The sequence below is a fragment of the Saccharopolyspora sp. NPDC000359 genome, from assembly GCF_040300525.1.
GTDB lineage: Bacteria > Actinomycetota > Actinomycetes > Mycobacteriales > Pseudonocardiaceae > Saccharopolyspora.
The window spans coordinates 86,865-107,535 of sequence record NZ_JBEPDU010000021.1 but is presented as its reverse complement, the minus strand read 5'-3'; the positions used below and the strand labels follow the sequence as shown (position 1 = coordinate 107,535).

The window sequence follows — 20,671 nt, the reverse complement described above, 5'->3', positions numbered from 1 at the left end:
ATGGCCATCCGGTCCTTGGTCAGGTCGATGCCCGACGAGGACTTGAACTTCTCCACCAGCCACTCGACGATGCGCTCGTCCCAGTCGTCACCACCCAGGTGGGTGTCGCCGGAGGTGGCCTTGACCTCGACCAACCCCTCACCGACGTCGAGCAGGGACACGTCGAAGGTGCCGCCGCCCAGGTCGAAGACCAGGATGGTCTGCTCCTTCTCGCCCTTCTCCAGGCCGTAGGCCAGCGCCGCCGCGGTCGGCTCGTTGATGATCCGCAGGACGTTGAGACCGGCGATCTGGCCCGCTTCCTTGGTGGTCTGCCGCTGCGAGTCGTCGAAGTACGCAGGCACCGTGATCACCGCGTCGGTGACCTCCTCGCCCAGGTACGACTCCGCGTCCCGCTTGAGCTTCATCAGCACGCGGGCGCTGATCTCCTGCGGGGTGTAAAACTTGTCGTCGATCTGGACCTTCCAGTCGGTGCCCATGTGCCGCTTGACCGACCGGATGGTGCGGTCCACGTTGGTGACCGCCTGGTTCTTCGCCGGTTGCCCGGTCAGCAGGTCACCGTTCTTCGCGAAAGCCACCACCGAGGGCGTGGTCCGCGAGCCCTCGGAGTTGGCGATCACCGTCGCTTCACCGCCCTCCAGCACGGCCACCACGGAGTTCGTGGTCCCCAGGTCGATCCCTACCGCGCGCCCCATCACGCACTCCTCCCCGACTCGCCGCCGTCGAGTACCGCGCTCCCAGTATGGGAATGCCCCACCCGTCCAGCTGGGCAAACAGGTGCGGGTGGGACGGGAGTGGGTGGTGCGCCGGATGGTGCCCGGAGAGCCCGCTACGAGGTCCGCGGCTTGGCGCGGACGTGCATCTTCTCGCCCTGGGGGCCGAAGAGGCTGAGGACCTCGACCGGCGCCTCGCCGGTGCTGCCGAACCAGTGCGGGAGGCGGGTGTCGAACTCGGCGGCCTCCCCGACCTTGAGCACCACGTCGTGCTGGGCCAGCACCAGCCGCAGCTTCCCGCTCAGCACGTACAGCCACTCGTAGCCCTCGTGGGTGCGCGGGTCGGGTTCGCTGCGCTCCGGGCTGATGATCATCTTGAACGCCTGCAGCCCGCCCGGTTGCTGGGTCAGCGGCACCACCGTGGTGGCGTCGCCGCGCTTGATCGGCTTCATCCGCACCCGCGGGTCGCCGACCGGCGGCGCGCCGACGAGCTCGTCCAGCGGCACCTGGTGGGCCTGGGCGATCGGCAGCAGCAGCTCCAGGCTCGGCCTGCGCTGCCCCGACTCCAGGCGCGAGAGCGTGCTGACCGAGATCCCGGTCTTCTCCGACAGCGCCGCCAGGGTGCAGTTGCGCTGCTGGCGGATGGCTTTCAGGCGCGGTCCCACCGCGGCGAGCACTTCGTCCACCCATCCATTGCAGGAATGGCAACAAGATTTGTCAAATCGTCGAGCGCGGGCGCACCGTGGGCCAGACCATCCCCGATTGGAGTGCAGATGACCGACCTCGACTGGGCCGCCATGGCCGACGTGCTCGAACTCGAAGCGGAGGCCCACCAGCCCTACGTGCAGCAGGCGCTGGCCGAGCTGGCGCACCTGGAGCCGCAGCGCGTCCTGGACGTGGGCAGCGGCCCCGGCGTGGCCGCCTGCCAGTTGGCGGCGACGTTCCCCAAGGCCGAGGTGACCGCGGTCGACGGCAGCCCGGAGCTGCTGGCGCGGGCCGAGCAGCGGGCGGAGCGGCTCGGCGTCGAGCTGCGCACCCGGGTCGCCGAGTTCCCGGACGGGCTGGGCGAGCTGGGCACCGCGGACCTGATCTGGACCGCGCAGACCGTGCACCACGTCGGCGACCAGCAGGACGCGCTGAACCGGTTGGCGCGGCTGCTGGCACCGGGCGGCGTGCTGGCGGTCGTGGAGGGCGGGCTGCCGACCCGCTGGCTGCCGCACGACCTCGGCTTCGGCCGCCCCGGGCTGCAGTCCCGCCTCGACGCGGCGATGTCCGAGCGGTTCAACCAGATGCGCTCCGAGCTGCCTGGCTCGGTCGCGACCGTGGAGACCTGGGCGGACATGCTGCGCACGGCCGGTCTCGACGGCACCCGGAGCAGGACCTTCCTGGTCGACCGCCCGGCACCGCTGGCCGACGGCGCCCGGCGGTGGCTGTGCGGAACGGTCGAGCGCTACCGCCACGGCCTGCACGACCACCTGGCCGCGGAGGACCTGGCGGCGCTGGACCGGTTGCTGGACCCGGCCGACCCGATGGGGATCGACCAGCGCCCGGACCTGTTCCTGCTCACCGCCAAGACGGTCCACTTCGGGCAAAAACCCGCCTGAGGTCGGGTCAGGGGGTGGCGGCACCCCCCGGGGAGACGTCGTTGTCGCCCTTGTTGACCACGTGCGGTTGGCCGGTGGCGTAGTGCACGGTGCTGCCGGTGCCGACCGCGATGATCTTCTGCGCGGAGCCCACCTCGACGGTGGCGTTGCTGCCCTGGACCTTCACCAGCGAGCAGGCCCCGTGCAGGGTCAGGTCAGCATCGTTGGCCAGCACGACGACCTTTCGGGACCGGCAGTCCTCGGTGAGCGCGGTGCCGTTGGCCCGGACGATCAGCGGCGCCGCGCCACCCGGGACGTCGACCTTCTCCGAACCGGCGTCCGGCTCGTCCTCCTCGACGGGGTCCACGACCGGCAGCGGGGCGGCCTCGTCGGCCGACGTCGAGGTCCCGCTGCTGGGGTCGGAGCTGGTCGAACCACCCGATCCGCACCCGGCGACCAGCAGCGCGGTCAGCCCGGCACCGGCCAGCAGCACCGCGGCGCACCAGGCACCACCCCTCGCGCGCACCTCGGACGAGCCGTACTCCAGTCGCTCCACCTGCATGTTCAACAAATTATCAACTTCTCGCCGCCGCTCCGCCACCAGGTGCGCGATCACGGGTTGTACGGCGGCGGGGCGGGCACCGGGTCCGGGACCGGCTGGCGCGGCGCGTTCTGGGACCCGCGGACGCTGATCACGCTGCCCGGGGGCTCGGCGCAGTGCAGGTCCGGGTTGATCGGGCCGGGTGCCGTCTCGCTGCCCGGGCGGCGCGGGGTGTCCTCGTAGCCGCGGGTGCAGGCCATCGGGTTGAAGAAGTTCAGCACCAGGCCGAGGTGCCCGGTGCCGTCCGGAGACAGGCTGTGCGAGAACGACGAGATCACCGGCAGCGCCACCAGCAGCTGCTCCACGCCCTCGGTGCGCACCTCGGTGACCTTCATCGTGGTCAGCAGGTTCGCCGCCACCACCCCGAAGTCGGTACCCGCGCTGTCCAGCAGCGCCTGCACCTCGTGCCCGGCGGCGGGCGCGTCGCGGATGATCCCGCGCAGGTCCGGGTCGGACTCCGCCAGCTGCCCGGAGATCTCCCGCAACCCGCTGCTGAACGTCTTGATCTCCGCGGCCTGCTCCTGCTGGGTGCGCAGCACGACGTCGCTGTTGGCGAGCAGTCCGGTCGTCTGCGGAAGGTGCTGGTCGGCCGCGGCGGTGACCGAGCTGGCCGCGTCCAGCAGCCGCTGCAGGTGCGCGCCGGAGCCCTCGAAGGCGGTACCGACCTCGTCGACGACCGTGCGCAGGTCCTCCACCGGGACGCTGCCGACCAGCCGGTCCAGGTCGACCAGCAGCGACTCCGGCGGCAGCGGCACCTCGGTGCGCTCCTGCGCGATCACCGCCCCGTCCGCCAGGTGCGGGCCGCCGTCGCGCTCCGGCCGCAGGTCCAAGTACTGCTCGCCGACCGCCGACCGGTTGGCCACCACCGCGCGGGTGTCGGCCGGGATCGGCGGGGCCGAGTCGTCGATGTGCAGGTCGGCTTCCAGCCCGGAGCCGGTCAGCCGCATCGCGGTGACCCGGCCGACGGCGACCCCCCGGTAGGTGACCTCGGAGTTGGTGAACAGGCCGCCGGAGTCAGCCAGCCGCACGGTCACCGCGTAGCCGTTGCCGCCGAAGAACCGGTCCAGCCCGGCGTACCGGCCGCCGGTGTAGCCGATGCCGACGACGGCAAGGACCAGGAACAGCGCCAGGTGCACCTTGGTCTTGCGGCTGAACATCACTGGCCTCCCGGCAGCGGTGGGACGGGCAGCTGCGGCTCCGGAGCGGGCAGCGGCAGCGGTGGCAGCGGCGGAACCGGTGGCGGCAGCCGCAGTCCGGGCTGCCCGGCGTCGGACAGGCCGGGGATCGGTAGCAGCGGCCCGGAGGAGCGGGAGAGGTTCTCCACGATGCTGCTCAGGTCCAGCTCGAAGCGGACGTCGGCGTTGACGAAGTCGCCCTTGAGCGGCTTCATCGCGTACTCCGGGAACGGGTAGGTCGCCAACAGGCCGATCGCGTCCGGCAGCGCCTCACCGGTGTCGGCGAGCTGCTGCAGGGTGGGGGCGAGCGCGTGCAGGTCGGCGAGCATGTCGTCCTTGCTGCGGTTGACGGTGTCGACCGCGACGCCGGAGAGCCGGTCCAGCGACTGCAGCATCGCCACCAGCTGGTCGCGCTGCTCGTTGAGCACCTCCAGACCTGGCCCGATCTCGTCCAGCGCCTTCGCGACGGTGCCGGTCTGCTCGCGCAGCGTCACCGACAACCGGCCGAGCCCGTCGATGGCCCTGGTGATGTCCTCCCGCTGGGCGTCCAACCTGGACACCGCTTCGTCCAGGTTGGACAGCAGCGAGCGGATCTCCGGTTCGTTGCCGGTGAAGGCGGTGTTCAGCTCCCGCACGATGTCCTGCAGCTGCGCCACCCCGCCACCGTTGAGCAGCATCGACAGCGCGCCGAGCACCTCCTCGACCTGCGGGTTGCGGTTGGTGCGCTCCAGCGGGATCACCGCGCCGTCGGCGAGCTCGGCGGGTGCGGGCTGCGCGGGGGCGGCGAGCTCGACGAACTTCTCCCCCAGCAGGCTGGACTGCCGCAGCCGGGCGTCGGCGTTGGCGGGCAGCCGGACGTCACCGTTGACCGACATGGTAACCACCGCCGTGGTGTTGTCCGGGCCGAGCTCGATGCGCTCCACCCGGCCGACCGGCACGTCGTTGACCTTCACGCTGGACTGCGGCACCAGGTCCAGCACGTCGGCGAACTGCGCGCTGACCCGGTAGGGCCGGTCGCCCAGCTCCGCCCCGCCGGGCAGCGGCGCGTTGTAGAGCCCGGTGAACCCGCCCGCCGAGCAACCGGACACCAGCAGCAGGACCACGACCAACGCGCACCGCTTCACTGCGAACCCCCTTCTCGGGCCGCGTCGACCAGCGGCAGTGGCAGGGGTGGTAGCTCGCCTTGTTGGAGGTGGTGCAGGGCTTCGCCTACCGACGGGAGGCCGAGTTGGCCGTCCAGCACCGGGGCCAGTTCGTCACACGTCTGCTTGAGGCCCTCGGGGAGCGGTTCCGGCAGGCTGTGCTGGATCAGCTTGCACACCATCAGGACCGGCGGGTGGGTGAGCTCGTTGAGGTGCCCGCGCACGGTCACCGTGCCGGAGGCCGCGTCGTAGGCGTTGATGAAGTTCGTCGCGCCCAGCGGCGCCACGTCGAGCACCTCGCCCAGGGCTTCGCGCTGGTCCACCAGCGCCTGCGTCACCCCGGTCAGGTTGTCCACGTTGGACGCGATTTGCCCGCGGTTGTCCCGGATGAACGTCGAGACCTCGCCCAGCGCGGTGGACAGCGAGCCCAGCGCGGCACCCATCTGGTCCTGCTCGCTGGCCAGGAACCCGGCGACGTCGGCGAGGCGGCCGTTGAACTCCCGGATCTGCCCGTCGCTGGCGGCCAGCGCGGCGGTGAACTGGTTCAGGTTGTCCACCGTGGCGAACAGGTCGTCCTGGTTGTCCTGCAGGGTTCCGGCGAGATCGCCGAGCCGCGCGACGGTGGCGTTGAGGTCCGCGCCGTTGCCCTCCAGCGCCTCGGCCGAGGTGCTGAGCACGTCCGTCAGCGCGCCGGTGCTGTTGGCCCCGTCCGGCCCGAGCGCCTCGGCGAGCGTCTTGGCGCTGCGGTAGAGCTCGTCCAGCTCGGCCGGGGTCGCGGTGCGGTCCCGGTCCAGCACCGCACCGGCGGCGAGCTCCGGGCCCCCGGAGTAGGCCGGGGTGAGCTGCACGTACCGGTCGCTGACCAGGCTCGGCGCCACCACCACCGCCTTGACGTCGGCGGGCACCTGCACGTCGTCGGCCACGTGCAGGTCCACCCGGACGACCTCGCCCTCCGGCACCACGGCGTCGATCTTGCCCACCTCGACGCCGAGCACCCGCACGCTCGACCCGGGGTAGACGCCGACGGCCTTGTCGAAGTAGGCGGTGAGCTGCTTGCCCGGGTCGCTGAACACCCACCACAGGCCCGCGCTGGCCAACAGCACCAGCGCGCACCCGAGGGTGAGCAGCGCTCCCGCGGTGGATCGCCGCTTGGACATCAGCCACCTCCGACAGGTCGGGTCGGCACCGGGAGCTCGCAGGAGGTCGTGTTCGTCTGCAGCGGCCCGGCGTTGATCGGGGGCGGGAGCAACCCGCAGATGTAGCCGTCGAACCAGCGCCCGTTGCCGACGGTGTTGTTGAACCCGCGCACGTAGGGCGCCATCGCCTCGATGGTGCGGCCCAGGTCGTCCTGGTTGCGCTGCAGCATCTCGGTCAGCTGGGTGAGCTGGTCCAGCGTCGGCCGCAGCTGTGCCTGGTTGTCGGCGACCAGGCCGCGCAGCTCGTCGGCGAGCCGCTGCGTTCCGCTCAGCAGCGAGGAGATCGCGCCGCGGCGCTCCTGCAGCTCGGTCAGCAGCAGGTTGCCGTCGGCGACCAACCGCTGCACCTGCTCGTCGCGGTTGGCGACGATCTCGCTCACGCCGCTGGTGCTGCGCAGCAGCTCGGTGAGCTGCTGGTCGCGCGAGGAGACGGTCTGCGACAGCGCGGAAAGCCCGTCCACCGCCGCGCCGAAGTGCTCCGGTGCCCCGCGGAAGGTGTCGGCCAGCACCCGGAAGCTCTCCGCCAGCTGCTGGCTGTCGACCTGCTCGGCGGTGCGGGTGAGCTGGTCCAGCGCGTCGGGGATGTCGAACGGTGCGGTGGTGCGCTGCACCGGGATCGGCTCGGACAGCTCCTGCGCGCCCTCCGGTCGCAGCGCCAGGAACTTCTCGCCGAGCAGCGTCTTGATCTCGATCCCGGCCCGGCTGCGGTCGCCGATCTGCTCGTCGTCGACGCGGAAGGACACCAGCACCCGGTTGCCCTCCAGCGACACGTCGGTGACCTCGCCGCTGCGGATGCCGGCGATCCGCACGTCGTTGCCCGCGGCCAGCCCGGCCGACTCGGTGAAGTAGGCCTGGTAGGTGCGCCCACCGAGCACCGGCAGGTCGTTGGCGAAGAACGCCCCGCCGGTGACCAGCACCAGCAGCACGACCGCCACCACCCCGACGACCACCTGGTTCCGCTCCCGCAACGGCTTCACGACTGGCACCTCTCCGGCATCTCCGACGGCGGCGCGGGCAGGATCGGGACCTTGATGTTGAGCTCGGAGATCCCGACGGTGCCCGACATCCGGCACAGGTAGAAGTTGAACCAGCTGCCGTAGCTGACCGTGCGGGTCAGCGCGTTCAGCCGGTCCGGCACGGTCTGCAGCTGGTGCTCCAGCTCGGGCAGGTCGGCGTTGAGCACGGTGGTGAACCGCTCGAGCTCGGCGATGTTGCGCTGCAGCGGTTCCCGCCCCTGCGCCAACAGGTCGCCGGTGGTCCCGGCCAGCTCGTCCAGCGCGGAGATGGCCTCGCCGACCGGTTCGCGCTGCTCGGCCAGCCCGCTGGTCAGCTGCTGCAGCGAGCCGATGAGCTCCCCCAGCTGCGGGCCGCGCGCGTTGACCGCGCCGACCGCGGTGTTGAGGTTGTCGATCACCTGCCCGATCACCTCGTCCTTGCGGGCCAGGGTGGTGGTCAGCGACGCGGTGTGCGCGAGCAGGCTGTCCACCGTGCCCGCTTCGCCTTGCAGCACCTGGACGATCTCGCCGGAGAGCTGGTTGACGTCCTCCGGGGAGAGCGCCTGGAACAGCGGCTTGAAGCCGTTGAACAGCGCGGTGAGGTTCAGCGCCGGGTGGGTGCGCTCCAGCGGGATCTCGCTGCCCGGCGGTAGCACGGCACCGCCCTCGCGCAGCGCCGCGTCCAGCGACAGGTACCGCTGCCCGGCGAGGTTGCGGTACTTCACCGTCGCCGAGGCGTCCCCGGGCAGCTGGCGGTTCGCGTCGACGTCGAAGCTGACCAGCGCGTGCCTGCCGTCGACCACCTCCAACCCGGTGACCCGGCCGACCTTGACCCCGGCCATCCGCACGTCGTCGCCGAGGTTGAGCCCGGAGGCGTCGGCGAACCGCGCGGTGTAGGTGTGCGAGGAGCTGGACGTCGACGCCGCGATGGTCATCGCCAGCACCCCGGTGAGCACGACCGTGACCAGCGCGAACAGCAGCAGCTTGAGCAGTGGTGCGGTGATCGACCTCATCTGACCTCCACCTCGGCCCCGCGGTAGACCGGTCCGACCAGCAGCCCGCTCCACCCCGGCACGTCCTCCCGGGCGACGCCGAGCTGAGGGGCGAGCAGCGTCGAGAGCAGTTCCCGCTCAGCGGGCGCGTTCACCACCGACTGCGGTGTGGTCGAGGCGGGTTCGGCCCACGGGAACACCTCGTCGCGGTCCAGCGGCGGTTCCGGGAACGTCGAGCCGTCCTGCACCGGACCGCCCGGCGGGTACTGCGGGAAGGTGTCCGGCGGTTCGACCCACGGGTAGCAGCGCGGTCCCCGCTGGTCGAGGTACTCCGGGTCGTCCACCCCCGGCAGGTACTTGCCGCGGCTGCCGGTGATCTCGATGGTGAACTTGGCGATCTCCGGGTGCTCGGTGCCCTTGCCGAAGGACGCCTCGGCGGTCGGGATGGAGTCGGCGAACTGCTTGAGCATGCACGGGTACTGCGGCGAGTACTCGGCCAGCAGCTCCAGTGTGGACCGCGACGCGCTGGTCAGGTTGATCAGGTTGTCCTTGTTCAGCGCCAGGAACCGGTCGAGCCCCTCGGCGCTGCTGGTGACGCCGCCGATCATCTGCTGCAGCTGCGTGCGCTGCTCGGCGAGGGTCCGGCTGGTGGTGGTCAGGTCGCCCAGCGCCTGCGCCAGGTCCGGTACCGCTTCGCGGTAGGTGTCGGCCACGTCGTCGATGCGCCTGATGACCGACTCCAGCTCCGGCAGCGACGGGTTGAGCCGTTCCAGGTAGCTGTCCAACTGCACCAGCGTGTCCCCGAGCTGCTCGCCCCGGCCCTCCAGCGCCTGCGACACGGCGGTCAGCGTCGTGGACAGCTTCTCCGGCTGCACCGCCTGGAGCACCGGCATCAGGTCGTTGAGGACCTTCTCGACCTCGATGGCCGAACTGCTGCGGTCCTGCGGGATCACGTCGCCCTCGGCCAGCACCCGCGCGCCGGGCTCCTCGGGGATCTGCAGGGCGACGTAGCGCTCGCCGAACAGCGTCTTCGGCAGCAGCCGCGCCGAAGCACCGGCCGGGATGAGCGCGGCCTGGTCGGGCTTGAGCGCCAGCTCCAGCACCGCGTGGTCGCCGACCGCGCGCACCTCGCGGACCTCCCCTACCACCACCCCGCGCGCCTTCACGTCCGCGCCGACGCGCATCTGGTTGCCGATCCGGTCGGTCTCCAGGCTCACCGCCACCACCGAGGTGAACGCCTTGCGGTAGACCGCGGTGGTGCCCGCGAAGAACATCCCGACCGCGATCAGGAACGCGATGCCGAGCGCCTGGTAGCGGCGCCGCTCCCCGCCGCCCCTCATCCGGAGATCCGCACGGTCGTGGTGGAACCCCAGATCGCCAGGCTGAGGAAGAAGTCCAGCACCGAGATCAGCACGATCGAGGTGCGCACCGCCCGGCCCACCGCCATTCCGACCCCGGCGGGCCCGCCGCGCGCGGTGTAGCCGTAGTAGCAGTGCGTCAGGATCACCGCGATGCTGAACACGATCACCTTCCCGAAGGACCACAGCACGTCCTCCGGCGGCAGGAACAGGTGGAAGTAGTGGTCGTAGGTGCCCGCGGACTGGCCGTAGAACCACACGGTGATCTGCCGGGAAGCGAAGTAGGAGCCGAGCAGCCCCACCACGTACAGCGGGACCACCGCGGTCACCCCGGCCAGCACCCGGCTGGTCACCAGGTACGGCACGGTGCGCACGCCCATCACCTCCAGCGCGTCGATCTCGTCGGAGATGCGCATCGCACCCAGCTGCGCGGTGAACCCGCAGCCCACGGTCGCCGACAGCGCCAGGCCCGCGGCCAGCGGCGCCACCTCGCGGGTGTCGAAGTAGGCGGCGATGAACCCGGTCAGCGCGGAGGTGCCCAGCTGGTCCAGCGAGGAGTAGCCCTGCAGTCCCACCACCGCGCCGGTGGCCACGGTCATGCCGATCATCACGCCGAGGGTGCCGCCGATGACGGCCAGCGCCCCGCTGCCGAACACCACCTCGGTCAGCAGCCGCGCGGTCTCCCGCGAGTAGCGGCGCAGCGTGACCGGGGCCAGCGCGAGGGCGCGCAGGTAGAACGACAGCTGCCAGCCCAGACCGGCGAGCGCGTCGCCAGGCCCGCGCAGGAAGCGGCCCCGCGGGGACGCGGCGACCGGATCGACGACGGCCATCGGCTCACAACCCCTTCGGTGGCACGAGTTGCAGGTAGATCCCGGTGAGCACCAGGTTGATCAGGAACAGCAGCAGGAAGGTGATCACCACCGCCTGGTTGACCGCGTCACCCACGCCCTTGGGCCCGCCCGCCGGGTTGAGCCCGCGGTAGGCGGCGACCACCCCGGCCACGAACCCGTACAGCAGCGCCTTGAACTCGCTGATCCACAGGTCGGGCAGCTGCGCGAGGGCGTTGAAGCTGGCCAGGTAGGCGCCGGGCGTGCCGCCCTGCAGGATCACGTTGAAGAAGTAGCCGCCCATCACCCCGACGACGCTGACCATCCCGTTGAGCAGCAGGGAGACCAGCATCGCGCCGACCACCCGGGGCACGATCAACCGGTGGATCGGCGAGACGCCCAGCACCTCCATGGCGTCGATCTCCTCGCGGATGGTGCGCGCCCCGATGTCCGCGCACACCGCGGACCCACCGGCCCCGGCCACCAGCAGCGCGGTGATCAGCGGGCTGGCCTGCTGCAGGATGGCCAGCGCGCTGGCGGCACCGGTGAACGACTGCGCCCCGATCTGCTGGGTCAGCGAGCCGAGCTGCATCGCGATGACCGCGCCGAACGGGATCGCGACCAGTGCGGTCGGCAGGATGGTCACGCTGGCGAAGAACCAGGCCTGCTGGATGCCCTCGCGGACCTGGAACGGCCGCCGCGGCATGGCCCGCAGGACTTCCCAGGCCAGCGTGGCCATCCGGCCGACCTGGGCGAACGCACCGGCACCGGCGCTGCGCACCGCCATCCCGCCACCTCCCGATCCACGTTGATCGCAGGTCTTGCGCCCGCCTCCTCGGAGGTGGGGTTCACGCGATTCCGATGGAGGCCAGGGACCTGGTCTCGATTGCGGTCGCGTGGGCACGCAACTGGTGCTCAGGCCAGTGCGTGCGTTGCCGTGGCACCGCCGTCGGCGACGAACTCCGCGCCGGTGCAGTACGAGCTCTCGTCGCTGGCCAGGAACACCACCAGGTCGGCGATCTCCTCGGGTTGCCCGACCCGCCCGAGCGCGACCCGCTTGCCGACCTGGTCCATCGGCACCTCCCCGCCCACCGCTTCGGGGATCATCCGGGTGTCGATGGCCCCGGGGTGTACCGAGTTGACCCGGATGCCGTGCCTGCCCAGCTCCACCGCGGCCACCTTCGTCATGCCGCGGATGGCGAACTTGCTCGCCGCGTACGCCACCATCAGCGGCATCCCGCCGATCCCCTCCACAGAGGACACGTTGATGACGGAGCCGCCGCCGTCGGACATCGCCGGGACCACCTCCCGCATGCCCAGGAAGGTGCCGACCTGGTTGACCCGGATCACCCGCTCGTAGTCGGCCAGGCTGGTGTCGGCCAGCTCCGAGAAGTGCAGCACCCCGGCGTTGTTCACCAGCACGTTGATCCGGCCCAGCTCGCCCGCCGCGCGCACCGCGTCGACCCAGTCGTCCTCGGAGGAGACGTCCAGGTGCTGGTAGGTGGCGGCGGGGCCGAGCTCGTCGGCCAGCGCCTTGCCCGCCTCGTCCGCCACGTCGGCGATGAGCACCTGGGCGCCCTCGGCGACGAACCGCCGCGCGGCCGCCGCACCCTGCCCACGCGCCGCACCGGTGATGATGGCTACCTTGCCCGCCAACCTCATGTCACATCATCTCCTCGGTCAGCGGCAGCAGGACGGTCTTGAGCTCGGTGTAGGCCTCGAACGACGAGCGCCCGCCCTCCCGGCCGAGCCCGGACTGCTTGTACCCGCCGAAGGGCAGGTGCGGCTCCACCTGGAAGCCGTTGATGCCGACCGTTCCGGCGCGCAGCCGCTTGGCCACCCGGAACGCCCGCTGCACGTCCTTGGTGTACACCCCGGCACCCAGGCCGTACTCGGTGTCGTTGGCCAGCCGCACCGCCTCGTCCTCGTCGTCGAAGGGCACCACCGCGAGCACCGGCCCGAAGATCTCCTGCTGGGCGATGGCCATCGAGTTGGCCACGTCGGCGAAGATGGTCGGCTGCACGAAGTTCCCGGCGGTCAGGTCGCCGTCGGAGCGCGCCCCGCCGGTGACCAGCCGAGCGCCCTCCTGCTGGCCCTGCTCGACGAAGCCGAGAACCCGCTCCAGCTGCCGCTGGTTGATCAGCGGGCTGGACAGCACGCCAGGGTCGAACGGGTCGCCGTAGGTCACCGACCCGGCGATCATCTCGGCGGCGCCGATGAACTCGTCGTAGGCGTCGCGGTGCACCAGCGCCCGGGTGGTCGCCACGCACGCCTGCCCGGACAACCCGAGCGTGACCATGCCCATCGCGGTCATCCCAGCCAGTCCCACGTCGGCGTCCGGGAACACGATCGCCGGGCTCTTGCCGCCGAGCTCCAGCGACACCCGCTTCATGGTGCCCGCCGAGGCCTCGACGACCCGGCGGCCGACCTCCCGGCTGCCGGTGAAGCTGACCTTGTCCACCAGCGGGTGGGTGATCAGCGCTTCGCCGGTCGGGTCGCCGGGACCGGTGACGACGTTGACCACGCCGTCCGGGACCCCGGCCTCCTGCAGCAGTTCCACCATGCGCAGCACGCTGAACGTCGCGTGCTCGGACGGCTTGAGCACCACCGTGCACCCGGCGGCCAGCGCGGGCGCGACCTTCTGCGCGAACAGCAGGAACGGCGCGTTCCACGGCAGCACCGCGGCCACCACACCGACGGGTTCGCGCAGGGTCATCGCCAGGTGGTCACCGCCCTGGTACGGCGGGAAGGTCTCACCACCGGCCTTGTCGATCCAACCGGCGTGGTGGTCGAAGACGTCGGCGGCCACGTCGACCGAGCCCGCGTAGACAGTGGCGAACGACAGCGGGACGCTGTTGTCCAGCGCCTGCCGGGCCCGCAGGTCATCAGCGTTCTCGCGCAACAGGTCCGAGCAGCGGCGCAGCAGCCGGGAGCGCTCCCCCACCCGCAGCGTCGGCCACGGCCCCTCGTCGAAGGCGCGCCGCGCGGCCCGCACCGCCTCGTCGACATCCTCGGCGTCGGCCACGGCGATCTCGCCGATGACCTCGCCGGTCGCCGGGTGGTGGTGGGTCCAGGTCCGGCCCGCGCGGGCCTGCCGCCACTGGCCGTCGACCAGCAGCAATCCGTCCTTGAGCCCAGCAGCGTCGCGGTGCTGCTGCACGGTGAGCGCCATCGGAAGTCCTCCCTGCACGGCGGGTTCGGCCAGTTGTGCTGCGTCCGGGGGAGCTCCGCGCTCCCGTGGTCCTCCTAGGGGAGGGAGATCAGTTCTGCGGCGGCGAAGGTGCGCTCCGGGTCCCGGTCGGCGAAGTAGGCGCCGAGGGTGCCGGCCAGCTCGTCCTGCGTCCACAGCGGACCGCTGGTGTCGAACCGCTGCTCGACGGTGGGTGCGGACATGAGCGCGACCATCCCGCTGTGCACGACGAAGACCTGCCCGCTGATCCGCTCCGCGGCGGGCGAGGCCAGGTAGGCGACCAGCGGTGCGACATGGTCCGTGGACAGCGGGTCGACACCTTCCTCCGGCGCCGGGCCGAACACCTCCTCGGTCATCGCGGTGCGGGCCCGCGGGCAGATCGCGTTGGCCCGCACGCCGATGCGCGCGAGAGCACGCGCGGTGGAGACGGTGAGCGCGGCGACCCCGGCCTTGGCCGCGGCGTAGTTCGGTTGCGCGGCCGCGCCGAGCAGGAACGCCTCCGAGGCGGTGTTGATCAGGCTGCCGCTGGTCGTCCCGGTCTCCTTGTACTGGTCGCGCCAGTACGCGGCGGCGTTGCGGGACAGCAGGAAGTGGCCGCGCAGGTGGACGCGGATCACGTCGTCCCACTCCTGGTCGGTCATCTTGAACAGCATCCGGTCCCGCAGCACCCCGGCGTTGTTGACCACCACGTGCAGCCCGCCGAACCGCTGCCGCGCGGTGGACACCAGCTCCTCGGCTGTCGCGCTGGACGAGACGTCACCGTGCACCGCGACAGCTCCACCGCCGAACTCCTCGATCTCGGCCACCACGTCCGAGGCGCGCTCGGTGACGTCGTTGACCACCACCGCGGCCCCGGCGTGGGCCAGCGCGAGCGCTTCCGCCCGCCCCAACCCGGCGCCTGCCCCGGTGACGATCGCGACCTTGCCCTCCAGGCTCCGCACCACCACTCCTCCGTCGTGCGCTCGCGCCGGTCCTGTAACCCACAACACAGTAGAACGTGTTCTCTCAAAGTGGCAAGGTCGTCGGGAAAACCCCGCAGAACTCCGCTGATCGAAACTCAAAGTGCGTGCAACTCGTTCTTGGCAATCCGGTTCGGGCACTGCGTCCGACTGCACAACGAGCCATTCGACCCAGCGTCACTGCTCCGATCGGTGCGTCCTCGCTCCCCCGCCTCTCCCTAGAACTCGTTATGAGAACCAAGTTCGGAGCCAGATCCCCACTACACAAGCGAGTTTGTCGACCTGAGCACCCCGCCGGGCTTATGGTTGTTGAAACATGTTCCACACGCGTCCGATCGCAGGAGGGGTGCATGCGCATCGCCTACACGTCCGAGCAGGAGGAGCTGCGCGAGGAGCTGCGGCGGTACTTCGACAAGCTCATGACACCCGAGATCCGCGCCGAGCTGACCGCGCACGGCGACTACGGCGACGGCGAGGCCTACCGCCAGGTGGTGCGGCAGATGGGTGCCGACGGCTGGCTGGCGCTGGGCTGGCCCGCCGAGTACGGCGGGCAGGACCGCAGCACCCTCGACCAGTTGATCTTCACCGACGAGGCGGCGATCGCGGGCGCTCCGGTGCCCTTCCTGACGCTCAACAGCATCGCCCCGACCATCATGCGCTTCGGCACCCCGGAGCAGAAGGCCCACTACCTGCCGAAGATCGCCGCCGGGGAGGTCCACTTCGCGATCGGCTACTCCGAACCCGAGGCCGGGACCGACCTGGCCTCGCTGCGCACCACCGCCGACCGCGACGGCGACGAGTACGTGGTCAACGGGCAGAAGATGTGGACCAGCCTGATCCAGTACGCCGACTACGTGTGGCTGGCTTGCCGCACCGACCGCGAGGCCAGGAAGCACCGCGGGCTGAGCATCCTGGTCGTGCCCACCGACTCGCCCGGCTTCTCCTGGACCCCGGTGCGCACGATGGCCGGGCCGACCACCAGCGCGACCTACTACCAGGATGTGCGGGTGCCCGCGTCGTCGCTGGTGGGCGGGGAGAACGAGGGCTGGCCGCTGATCACCAACCAGCTCAACCACGAACGGGTCGCGCTCACCTCCGCCGCGCCGCTGCGCTCCGCGCTGGAGGAGGTCCTGGAGTGGGCGCGGGAAACCCGGCTCACCGACGGGCGGCGGGTGCTCGACCAGGAGTGGGTGCGCCACCACCTGGCCCGCGTGCACGCCGGTGCCGAGTTCCTCAAGCTGGTCAACTGGAAGATCGCCACCACCGTCGAGCAGCAGCCGGCCCCGGCCACCGCCTCGGCCACGAAGGTCTTCGGCACCGAGTTCGCCACCGAGGCCTACCGGCTGCTGATGGAGGTCCTCGGCAGCGCGGCCCACATCCGCCAGGGCTCGCCCGGCGCGGCCCTGCGCGGCCGGATCGAACGCATGCACCGCTCCTCGCTGATCCTGACCTTCGGTGGCGGGACCAACGAGGTCCAGCGGGACATCATCGCCGCGGTCGGCCTGGGTCTGCCCCCGGCCAAGCGCTGACGCCGCAGGACGACTGGACCCCTGAGGAGGACCCGTGGACTTCACCCCCACCGAGGCGCAGGACGACCTGGCCGAGCTCACCCGTACCATCCTCGACGACCACGTGACCAACGAGCGGCTGCGCGAGGTGGAGCGCGGCGAGGACCGGTTCGACCGCGCGCTGTGGACGCAGCTGGCCACGGCCGACGTGCTGTCCGCCGCGCTGCCGGAACCGGTCGGCGGTGGCGGTTTCGGGCTGCTGGAGCAGTGCAGCGTGCTGGTCGAGCTGGGCCGCGTCGTCGCGCCGGTGCCCTACCTGAGCTCGATCACCGCGGCCGCCGCGATCGCCCGCTTCGGCACCGACCAGCAGCGGCTCCACTGGGCCGCGCCCGCTGCGCGCGGCGAGCTGGTGCTTACCGCCGCGCTGACCGAGGAGCACAACCCGACCCCGCTCGTCCCGTCCTGCCGCGCCGAGCGCCGGGACGGCGAGTGGGTGCTCACCGGCAGCAAGACGGGCGTCCCGGCCGGTGCGCTGGCCGACCTGGTCCTGCTCCCGGCGTCCACATCGGACGGACCGCGGGTGTTCGTGGTGGAGCGGGACCGGTTGGCGGTGCGGCGCCAGCAGGTCGTGGACTCCGACAGCGAGGCCTGGCTGGACCTGGACGGCGTCCGGGTCGGTGATGACCGGGTGCTCGGCGGCGACGCGGTGCTGGGCTGGTTGCTGACCCGCACCACCGTCGGGACGTGCGCGCACCAGGTCGGGGTCCTCTCCCGCGCCCTGGAGCTGACCAGCGAGCACGCCCGGGAGCGGGTGCAGTTCGGGCGACCGGTCGGCAGCTTCCAGGCGGTCGCCCAGCGGCTCGCCGACGCCTTCATCGACGTGGAGGCGGCGCGGCTGACGTTGTGGCAGGCCGCGTGGCGCCTGGCGGAGGGGTTGCCGGGCGAGGCCGAGGTCGCCACCGCGAAGTTCTGGGCCGCCGACGCCGGGCACCGGGTCGCGCACACCGCGGTCCACGTCCACGGCGGGGTCGGCATCGACGTGGACCACCCGCTGCACCGCTACTTCGTGGCGGCCAAGCGCAACGAGTTCGCCCTCGGCGGCGCGCAGGTGCAGCTCGGTCGGCTCGGCGACGCGCTGGCAGGCTGACGATGTCCCCCACCGTGACCGAGTTCCTGCTGGCGCGCGCCGACGACGAGCGCTGCGGTCTGCGCTTCGAGAACCGCTCGTGGTCGTGGCGGGAGGTGGTGCGCACCTGCGCGCAGCACGCGTCGCTGCTGCGCTCGCTGCGCCGCCCCGGCCCGTTCCACATCGGGGTGCTGCTCGGCAACGTCCCGGAGTTCACCTTCCTGCTCGGCGGTACGGCCTTCTCCGGTGCGGTGCTGGTCGGGTTGAACCCGACGCGGCGGGGTGAGGCGCTGGCCCGCGACGTGCGCCTGACCGACTGCCAACTGGTCGTCACCGACACCGCGCACGCGCACCTGCTCCCGAACACGGGAGTCCCGGTGCTGCTGGTGGACTCCGCGCCGTGGTCGGCGTTGCTGGCCGAGCACGACGGCGCCGAACTCGACCCCGCAGCGGCCGACCCCGACGACCTGCTGGTGCTGGTGTTCACCTCCGGCACCGGCGGCGACCCCAAAGCGGTCCGCTGCACGCACGGCAAGATCGCCTTCCCCGGCCGGATGCTCGCCGAGCGCTTCGGGCTCACCGGCGAGGACGTCATCTACGTGGCGATGCCGCTGTTCCACTCCAACGCCCTGATGGCCGGGTGGGCGGTCGGCGCGGCCGCCGGTGGGACCATCGCGCTGCGCCGCCGCTTCTCCGCGTCCGGGTTCCTCCCGGACGTGCGGCGGTTCGGCGCCACCTACGCCAACTACGTGGGCAAGCCCCTCGCGCACGTGCTGGCCACCCCGGAACGCCCGGACGACGCGGACAACCCGCTGCGCCTGGTGTACGGCAACGAGGCCAACGAGCGGGACGTGCGGCGCTTCGCCGAGCGGTTCGGCTGCCGGGTGGTCGACGCGTTCGGCTCCACCGAGGGCGGCATCGCGATCCCCCGCAGCCCGGACACCCCACCGGGCGCGCTCGGCCGCCTGCCCGACGGGGTGGCCGTGCTGGACCCGGACACCGGGAAGCCCTGCGCCACCGCGCGGTTCTCGCCAGACGGGCAGCTGCTCAACCCCGACGAGGCCATCGGCGAGCTGGTCAACACCGCCGGCTCGGGCTGGTTCGCGGGCTACTACAACGCCCCGGCCGCCGACGCGGAGCGGATGCGCGACGGCATGTACTGGAGCGGTGACCTCGCCTACGTGGACGCGGCCGGCTTCTGCCGCTTCGCCGGGCGCACCGCCGACTGGCTGCGGGTGGACGGCGAGAACCTGGCGACGGCGCCGATCGAGCGAATCCTGCTCCGCCACCCGGAGGTCCGCGAGGCGGCGGTCTACGCGGTCCCGGACCCGACGACGGGCGACCAGGTGGTGGCCGCCCTGGTCACCACGGACGGGTTCCGCGCCGAGACCGTCGCGGACTTCCTGGCCGCCCAGTCGGACCTGGGCCCGAAGCAGTGGCCCCGCTACCTCCGCCTCACGCCCGACCTGCCCCGCACCGCGACCCACAAGGTCCTCAAGCGCCACCTGATGACCGAGGCCCTGGACACCCAGGATCCCGTCTACCGGCGCGAGGGCTCCCGCTACCTCCGCGAGCTGGGGTGATCAGAGGTCCTTGGCGAAGAAGCCCAGCACGTGGTGGCGGATCGCGCGGACCGAGACCGCTGGATCCACCGCGCCGACCAGCCGGGTGCGGTCCGGCTCGCTCATCAGGCCCGCCGCCTGGAGCTGCGGTGCCAGGACCCCGTGGTCGGTGAACACCCAGTGGTTCGTGTGGTCGAGCTGCTCCCAGCTGGTGCTGCCGCAGTCGAGCACAGCGCGCCAGCTGCGCTCGAACCGCTCGTCGCGGTAGCCGTCGGTCCCGAGCAGCAGCAGCGGGCGGTCCACCCCGTGCTCGGCGATCGGCAGCAGCTCGCCGTCCTCGCTGGGCCGCTCCGGGAGGAGGTCCAGGTAGCCCTCCATGTTGACCGCCACCTTGAGCCGGGCGTCCTCGTAGAGCGCTTGCGCCGCGGTCGCCCCGCCCGCCGAGTGGCCGTACATCCCGATCCGGGTCACGTCCACCGCCCGGCCGAGCTCGTCGAGCACGGCGTCCGAGCTGGGCAGTTCGCGGCTCGTCCGCGCGCTCGGTTCCGCTCATGCCACCGACACTAGGACCTGCCGCTGCGTCAGGTTCAAGCCCGGACCACCGCCCAGGTGGCCGCTCCTGCGCTCAGCGGAGGTCGTTGAGGCCGGTGATCGTCCGGTCCAGTTCGGCCAGCAGGTCGGCCATCACGTCGGCGACCGGGCGGACCTGGTTCATCCGGCCCACGACCTGGCCCACCGGCATCGACACCACCGACGGGTCCGCGGCGCGCATGATCCGCTGGTGCGCCTCGCTGACCAGGATGTTCTGCAGCGGCATCGGCAGCGGGTCGGGTGCGCCGGGCGCCGCCCACGCCTCGGTCCACCGGGTCTTGAGCAGCCGCGCGGGCTTCCCGGTGTAGATGCGGGAGCGCACCGTGTCGCTGGAGCCCGCCGCCAGCAGCGCCTGCTGCGTCACCGCGTTGCCGGGGAGCTGCTGGTACTCGGTGGTGGCCAGCCAGTACGAGCCCATCCACGCACCGCTGGCGCCGAGTGCCAGCGCCGCCGCGACCTGCCGCCCGGAGCCGATGCCCCCGGCCGCCAGCACCGGCACCCGGTCGCCGACCGCGTCGACGACCTCCGGCACCAGCACCATGCTGGCGATCTCCCCGGTGTGCCCACCGGCCTCGTGGCCCTGCGCCACGACGATGTCCACCCCGTTGTCGACGTGCCGGACCGCGTGCTCGGCCTTGCCCGCCAACGCCGCCACCAGCACGTCGTGCCCGTGGGCCTGCTCGATGACGTCCAGCGGCGGTGAGCCCAGCGCGTTGGCGACCAGCCGCACCGGGTGCCGCAGCGCGACGTCCACGTGCGACCGGGCCACCGAGTGCAGCCAGCCCAGCACGCCTTCCCGCTGCTGCTCGTCGGCGGGCAGCTCGGGCACGCCCAACTCGTCGAGCGTGCGGTGCACGAAGTCCCGGTGCTCGGGCGGGATCAGCTCCGCCAGGTCCACCGCGGCGCCTTCGGTGGGGATCTTCGCGGGCATCACCACGTCCACCCCGTAGGGCTTGCCGTCGGTGTTCGCGTCCATCCAGTCCAGCGCCGCGTCCAGGTCGTCGGCGTCGTTGAACCGCACGCAGCCCAGCACCCCGAGCCCGCCCGCCCGGCTGATCGCCGCCGCGACGTGCTCGGACGGGGTGAACCCGACGATCGGGTGCTCGATGCCCAGGGTGTCGCACAGTGGTGTTCGCATGGATCCTCTTCGGTCCTC

20 protein-coding genes are annotated in these 20,671 nt (G+C 71.7%); 4 read left to right on the top strand and 16 right to left on the bottom strand.

The window, feature by feature from the left end; all coding sequences use genetic code 11:
• Together ABT324_RS16000 and ABT324_RS15995 are read right to left on the bottom strand one after the other, a co-directional pair.
• A partial coding sequence (locus ABT324_RS16000; RefSeq protein ID WP_351177117.1) for an Hsp70 family protein occupies positions 1-692 on the bottom strand: 692 nt, incomplete at its 3' end.
• A gap of 134 nt (positions 693-826) precedes the next feature.
• The gene (locus ABT324_RS15995) at positions 827-1,396 is read right to left on the bottom strand and encodes a helix-turn-helix domain-containing protein (protein WP_351177114.1); all 570 of its coding nucleotides are present in this window, start codon (positions 1,394-1,396) and stop codon (positions 827-829) included.
• A gap of 87 nt (positions 1,397-1,483) precedes the next feature.
• Between ABT324_RS15995 and ABT324_RS15990 the strand changes: the two genes are divergently transcribed.
• Positions 1,484-2,314, top strand: a complete 831-nt coding sequence (locus ABT324_RS15990; protein ID WP_351177111.1) for a class I SAM-dependent methyltransferase — start codon at positions 1,484-1,486, stop codon at positions 2,312-2,314.
• Between the two features lie 7 nt (positions 2,315-2,321).
• On the opposite strand, the gene ABT324_RS15985 is transcribed toward ABT324_RS15990, so the two are convergent.
• The 12 genes from ABT324_RS15985 to ABT324_RS15930 all read right to left on the bottom strand — a co-directional run bounded on the left by ABT324_RS15985 (position 2,322) and on the right by ABT324_RS15930 (position 14,713).
• Positions 2,322-2,855, bottom strand: coding sequence for a DUF3060 domain-containing protein (locus ABT324_RS15985; RefSeq protein ID WP_351177108.1), 534 nt, complete (start codon positions 2,853-2,855; stop codon positions 2,322-2,324).
• 50 nt (positions 2,856-2,905) lie between these two features.
• A complete protein-coding gene (locus ABT324_RS15980) occupies positions 2,906-4,051 on the bottom strand; it encodes an MCE family protein (protein WP_351177105.1) in 1,146 nt (381 codons plus the stop codon).
• Positions 4,051-5,193 (bottom strand): MCE family protein, encoded by a 1,143-nt coding sequence (locus ABT324_RS15975; protein ID WP_351177102.1) that lies wholly within the window; start codon positions 5,191-5,193, stop codon positions 4,051-4,053. The genes ABT324_RS15980 and ABT324_RS15975 overlap by 1 nt, the downstream gene beginning before the upstream one ends.
• Positions 5,190-6,368 carry an MCE family protein gene (locus ABT324_RS15970; protein ID WP_351177099.1) on the bottom strand — a complete coding sequence of 393 codons (1,179 nt, stop codon included), beginning with the start codon at positions 6,366-6,368 and terminating at the stop codon, positions 5,190-5,192. The genes ABT324_RS15975 and ABT324_RS15970 overlap by 4 nt, the downstream gene beginning before the upstream one ends.
• Positions 6,368-7,384 carry an MCE family protein gene (locus tag ABT324_RS15965; RefSeq protein ID WP_351177096.1) on the bottom strand — a complete coding sequence of 339 codons (1,017 nt, stop codon included), beginning with the start codon at positions 7,382-7,384 and terminating at the stop codon, positions 6,368-6,370. Before ABT324_RS15965 ends, ABT324_RS15970 begins: the two co-directional genes overlap by 1 nt.
• Entirely contained in the window at positions 7,381-8,415 is a 1,035-nt protein-coding gene (locus ABT324_RS15960; protein ID WP_351177093.1) for an MCE family protein, read from the bottom strand. Before ABT324_RS15960 ends, ABT324_RS15965 begins: the two co-directional genes overlap by 4 nt.
• Positions 8,412-9,734, bottom strand: coding sequence for an MCE family protein (locus tag ABT324_RS15955; protein WP_351177090.1), 1,323 nt, complete (start codon positions 9,732-9,734; stop codon positions 8,412-8,414). The genes ABT324_RS15960 and ABT324_RS15955 overlap by 4 nt, the downstream gene beginning before the upstream one ends.
• Positions 9,731-10,582: an MlaE family ABC transporter permease gene (locus ABT324_RS15950; RefSeq protein ID WP_351177087.1), complete on the bottom strand. Its 852-nt coding sequence runs from the start codon at positions 10,580-10,582 to the stop codon at positions 9,731-9,733. The genes ABT324_RS15955 and ABT324_RS15950 overlap by 4 nt, the downstream gene beginning before the upstream one ends.
• A gap of 4 nt (positions 10,583-10,586) precedes the next feature.
• A complete protein-coding gene (locus ABT324_RS15945) occupies positions 10,587-11,366 on the bottom strand; it encodes an MlaE family ABC transporter permease (protein ID WP_351177084.1) in 780 nt (259 codons plus the stop codon).
• Between the two features lie 128 nt (positions 11,367-11,494).
• Complete coding sequence (locus ABT324_RS15940; RefSeq protein WP_351177081.1) at positions 11,495-12,241, bottom strand: glucose 1-dehydrogenase; 747 nt, start codon at positions 12,239-12,241, stop codon at positions 11,495-11,497.
• 1 nt (position 12,242) lies between these two features.
• A complete protein-coding gene (locus ABT324_RS15935; RefSeq protein WP_351177078.1) occupies positions 12,243-13,751 on the bottom strand; it encodes an aldehyde dehydrogenase family protein in 1,509 nt (502 codons plus the stop codon).
• 74 nt (positions 13,752-13,825) lie between these two features.
• Positions 13,826-14,713 (bottom strand): 3-oxoacyl-ACP reductase, encoded by an 888-nt coding sequence (locus tag ABT324_RS15930; RefSeq protein ID WP_351177076.1) that lies wholly within the window; start codon positions 14,711-14,713, stop codon positions 13,826-13,828.
• A gap of 365 nt (positions 14,714-15,078) precedes the next feature.
• Between ABT324_RS15930 and ABT324_RS15925 the strand changes: the two genes are divergently transcribed.
• Genes ABT324_RS15925 through ABT324_RS15915 form a run of 3 tightly spaced genes read left to right on the top strand, consistent with a single transcriptional unit; the run spans position 15,079 to position 18,945 of the window.
• Entirely contained in the window at positions 15,079-16,257 is a 1,179-nt protein-coding gene (locus ABT324_RS15925) for an acyl-CoA dehydrogenase family protein (RefSeq protein WP_351177073.1), read from the top strand.
• Between the two features lie 34 nt (positions 16,258-16,291).
• Entirely contained in the window at positions 16,292-17,383 is a 1,092-nt protein-coding gene (locus ABT324_RS15920; RefSeq protein ID WP_351177070.1) for an acyl-CoA dehydrogenase family protein, read from the top strand.
• 2 nt (positions 17,384-17,385) lie between these two features.
• Complete coding sequence (locus tag ABT324_RS15915; RefSeq protein WP_351177067.1) at positions 17,386-18,945, top strand: long-chain-fatty-acid--CoA ligase; 1,560 nt, start codon at positions 17,386-17,388, stop codon at positions 18,943-18,945.
• On the opposite strand, the gene ABT324_RS15910 is transcribed toward ABT324_RS15915, so the two are convergent.
• Positions 18,946-19,425, bottom strand: a complete 480-nt coding sequence (locus tag ABT324_RS15910) for an alpha/beta hydrolase (RefSeq protein ID WP_351177064.1) — start codon at positions 19,423-19,425, stop codon at positions 18,946-18,948.
• 124 nt (positions 19,426-19,549) lie between these two features.
• Entirely contained in the window at positions 19,550-20,653 is a 1,104-nt protein-coding gene (locus ABT324_RS15905; RefSeq protein WP_351177061.1) for an NAD(P)H-dependent flavin oxidoreductase, read from the bottom strand.
• Between the last annotated feature and the right edge of the window lie 18 nt (positions 20,654-20,671).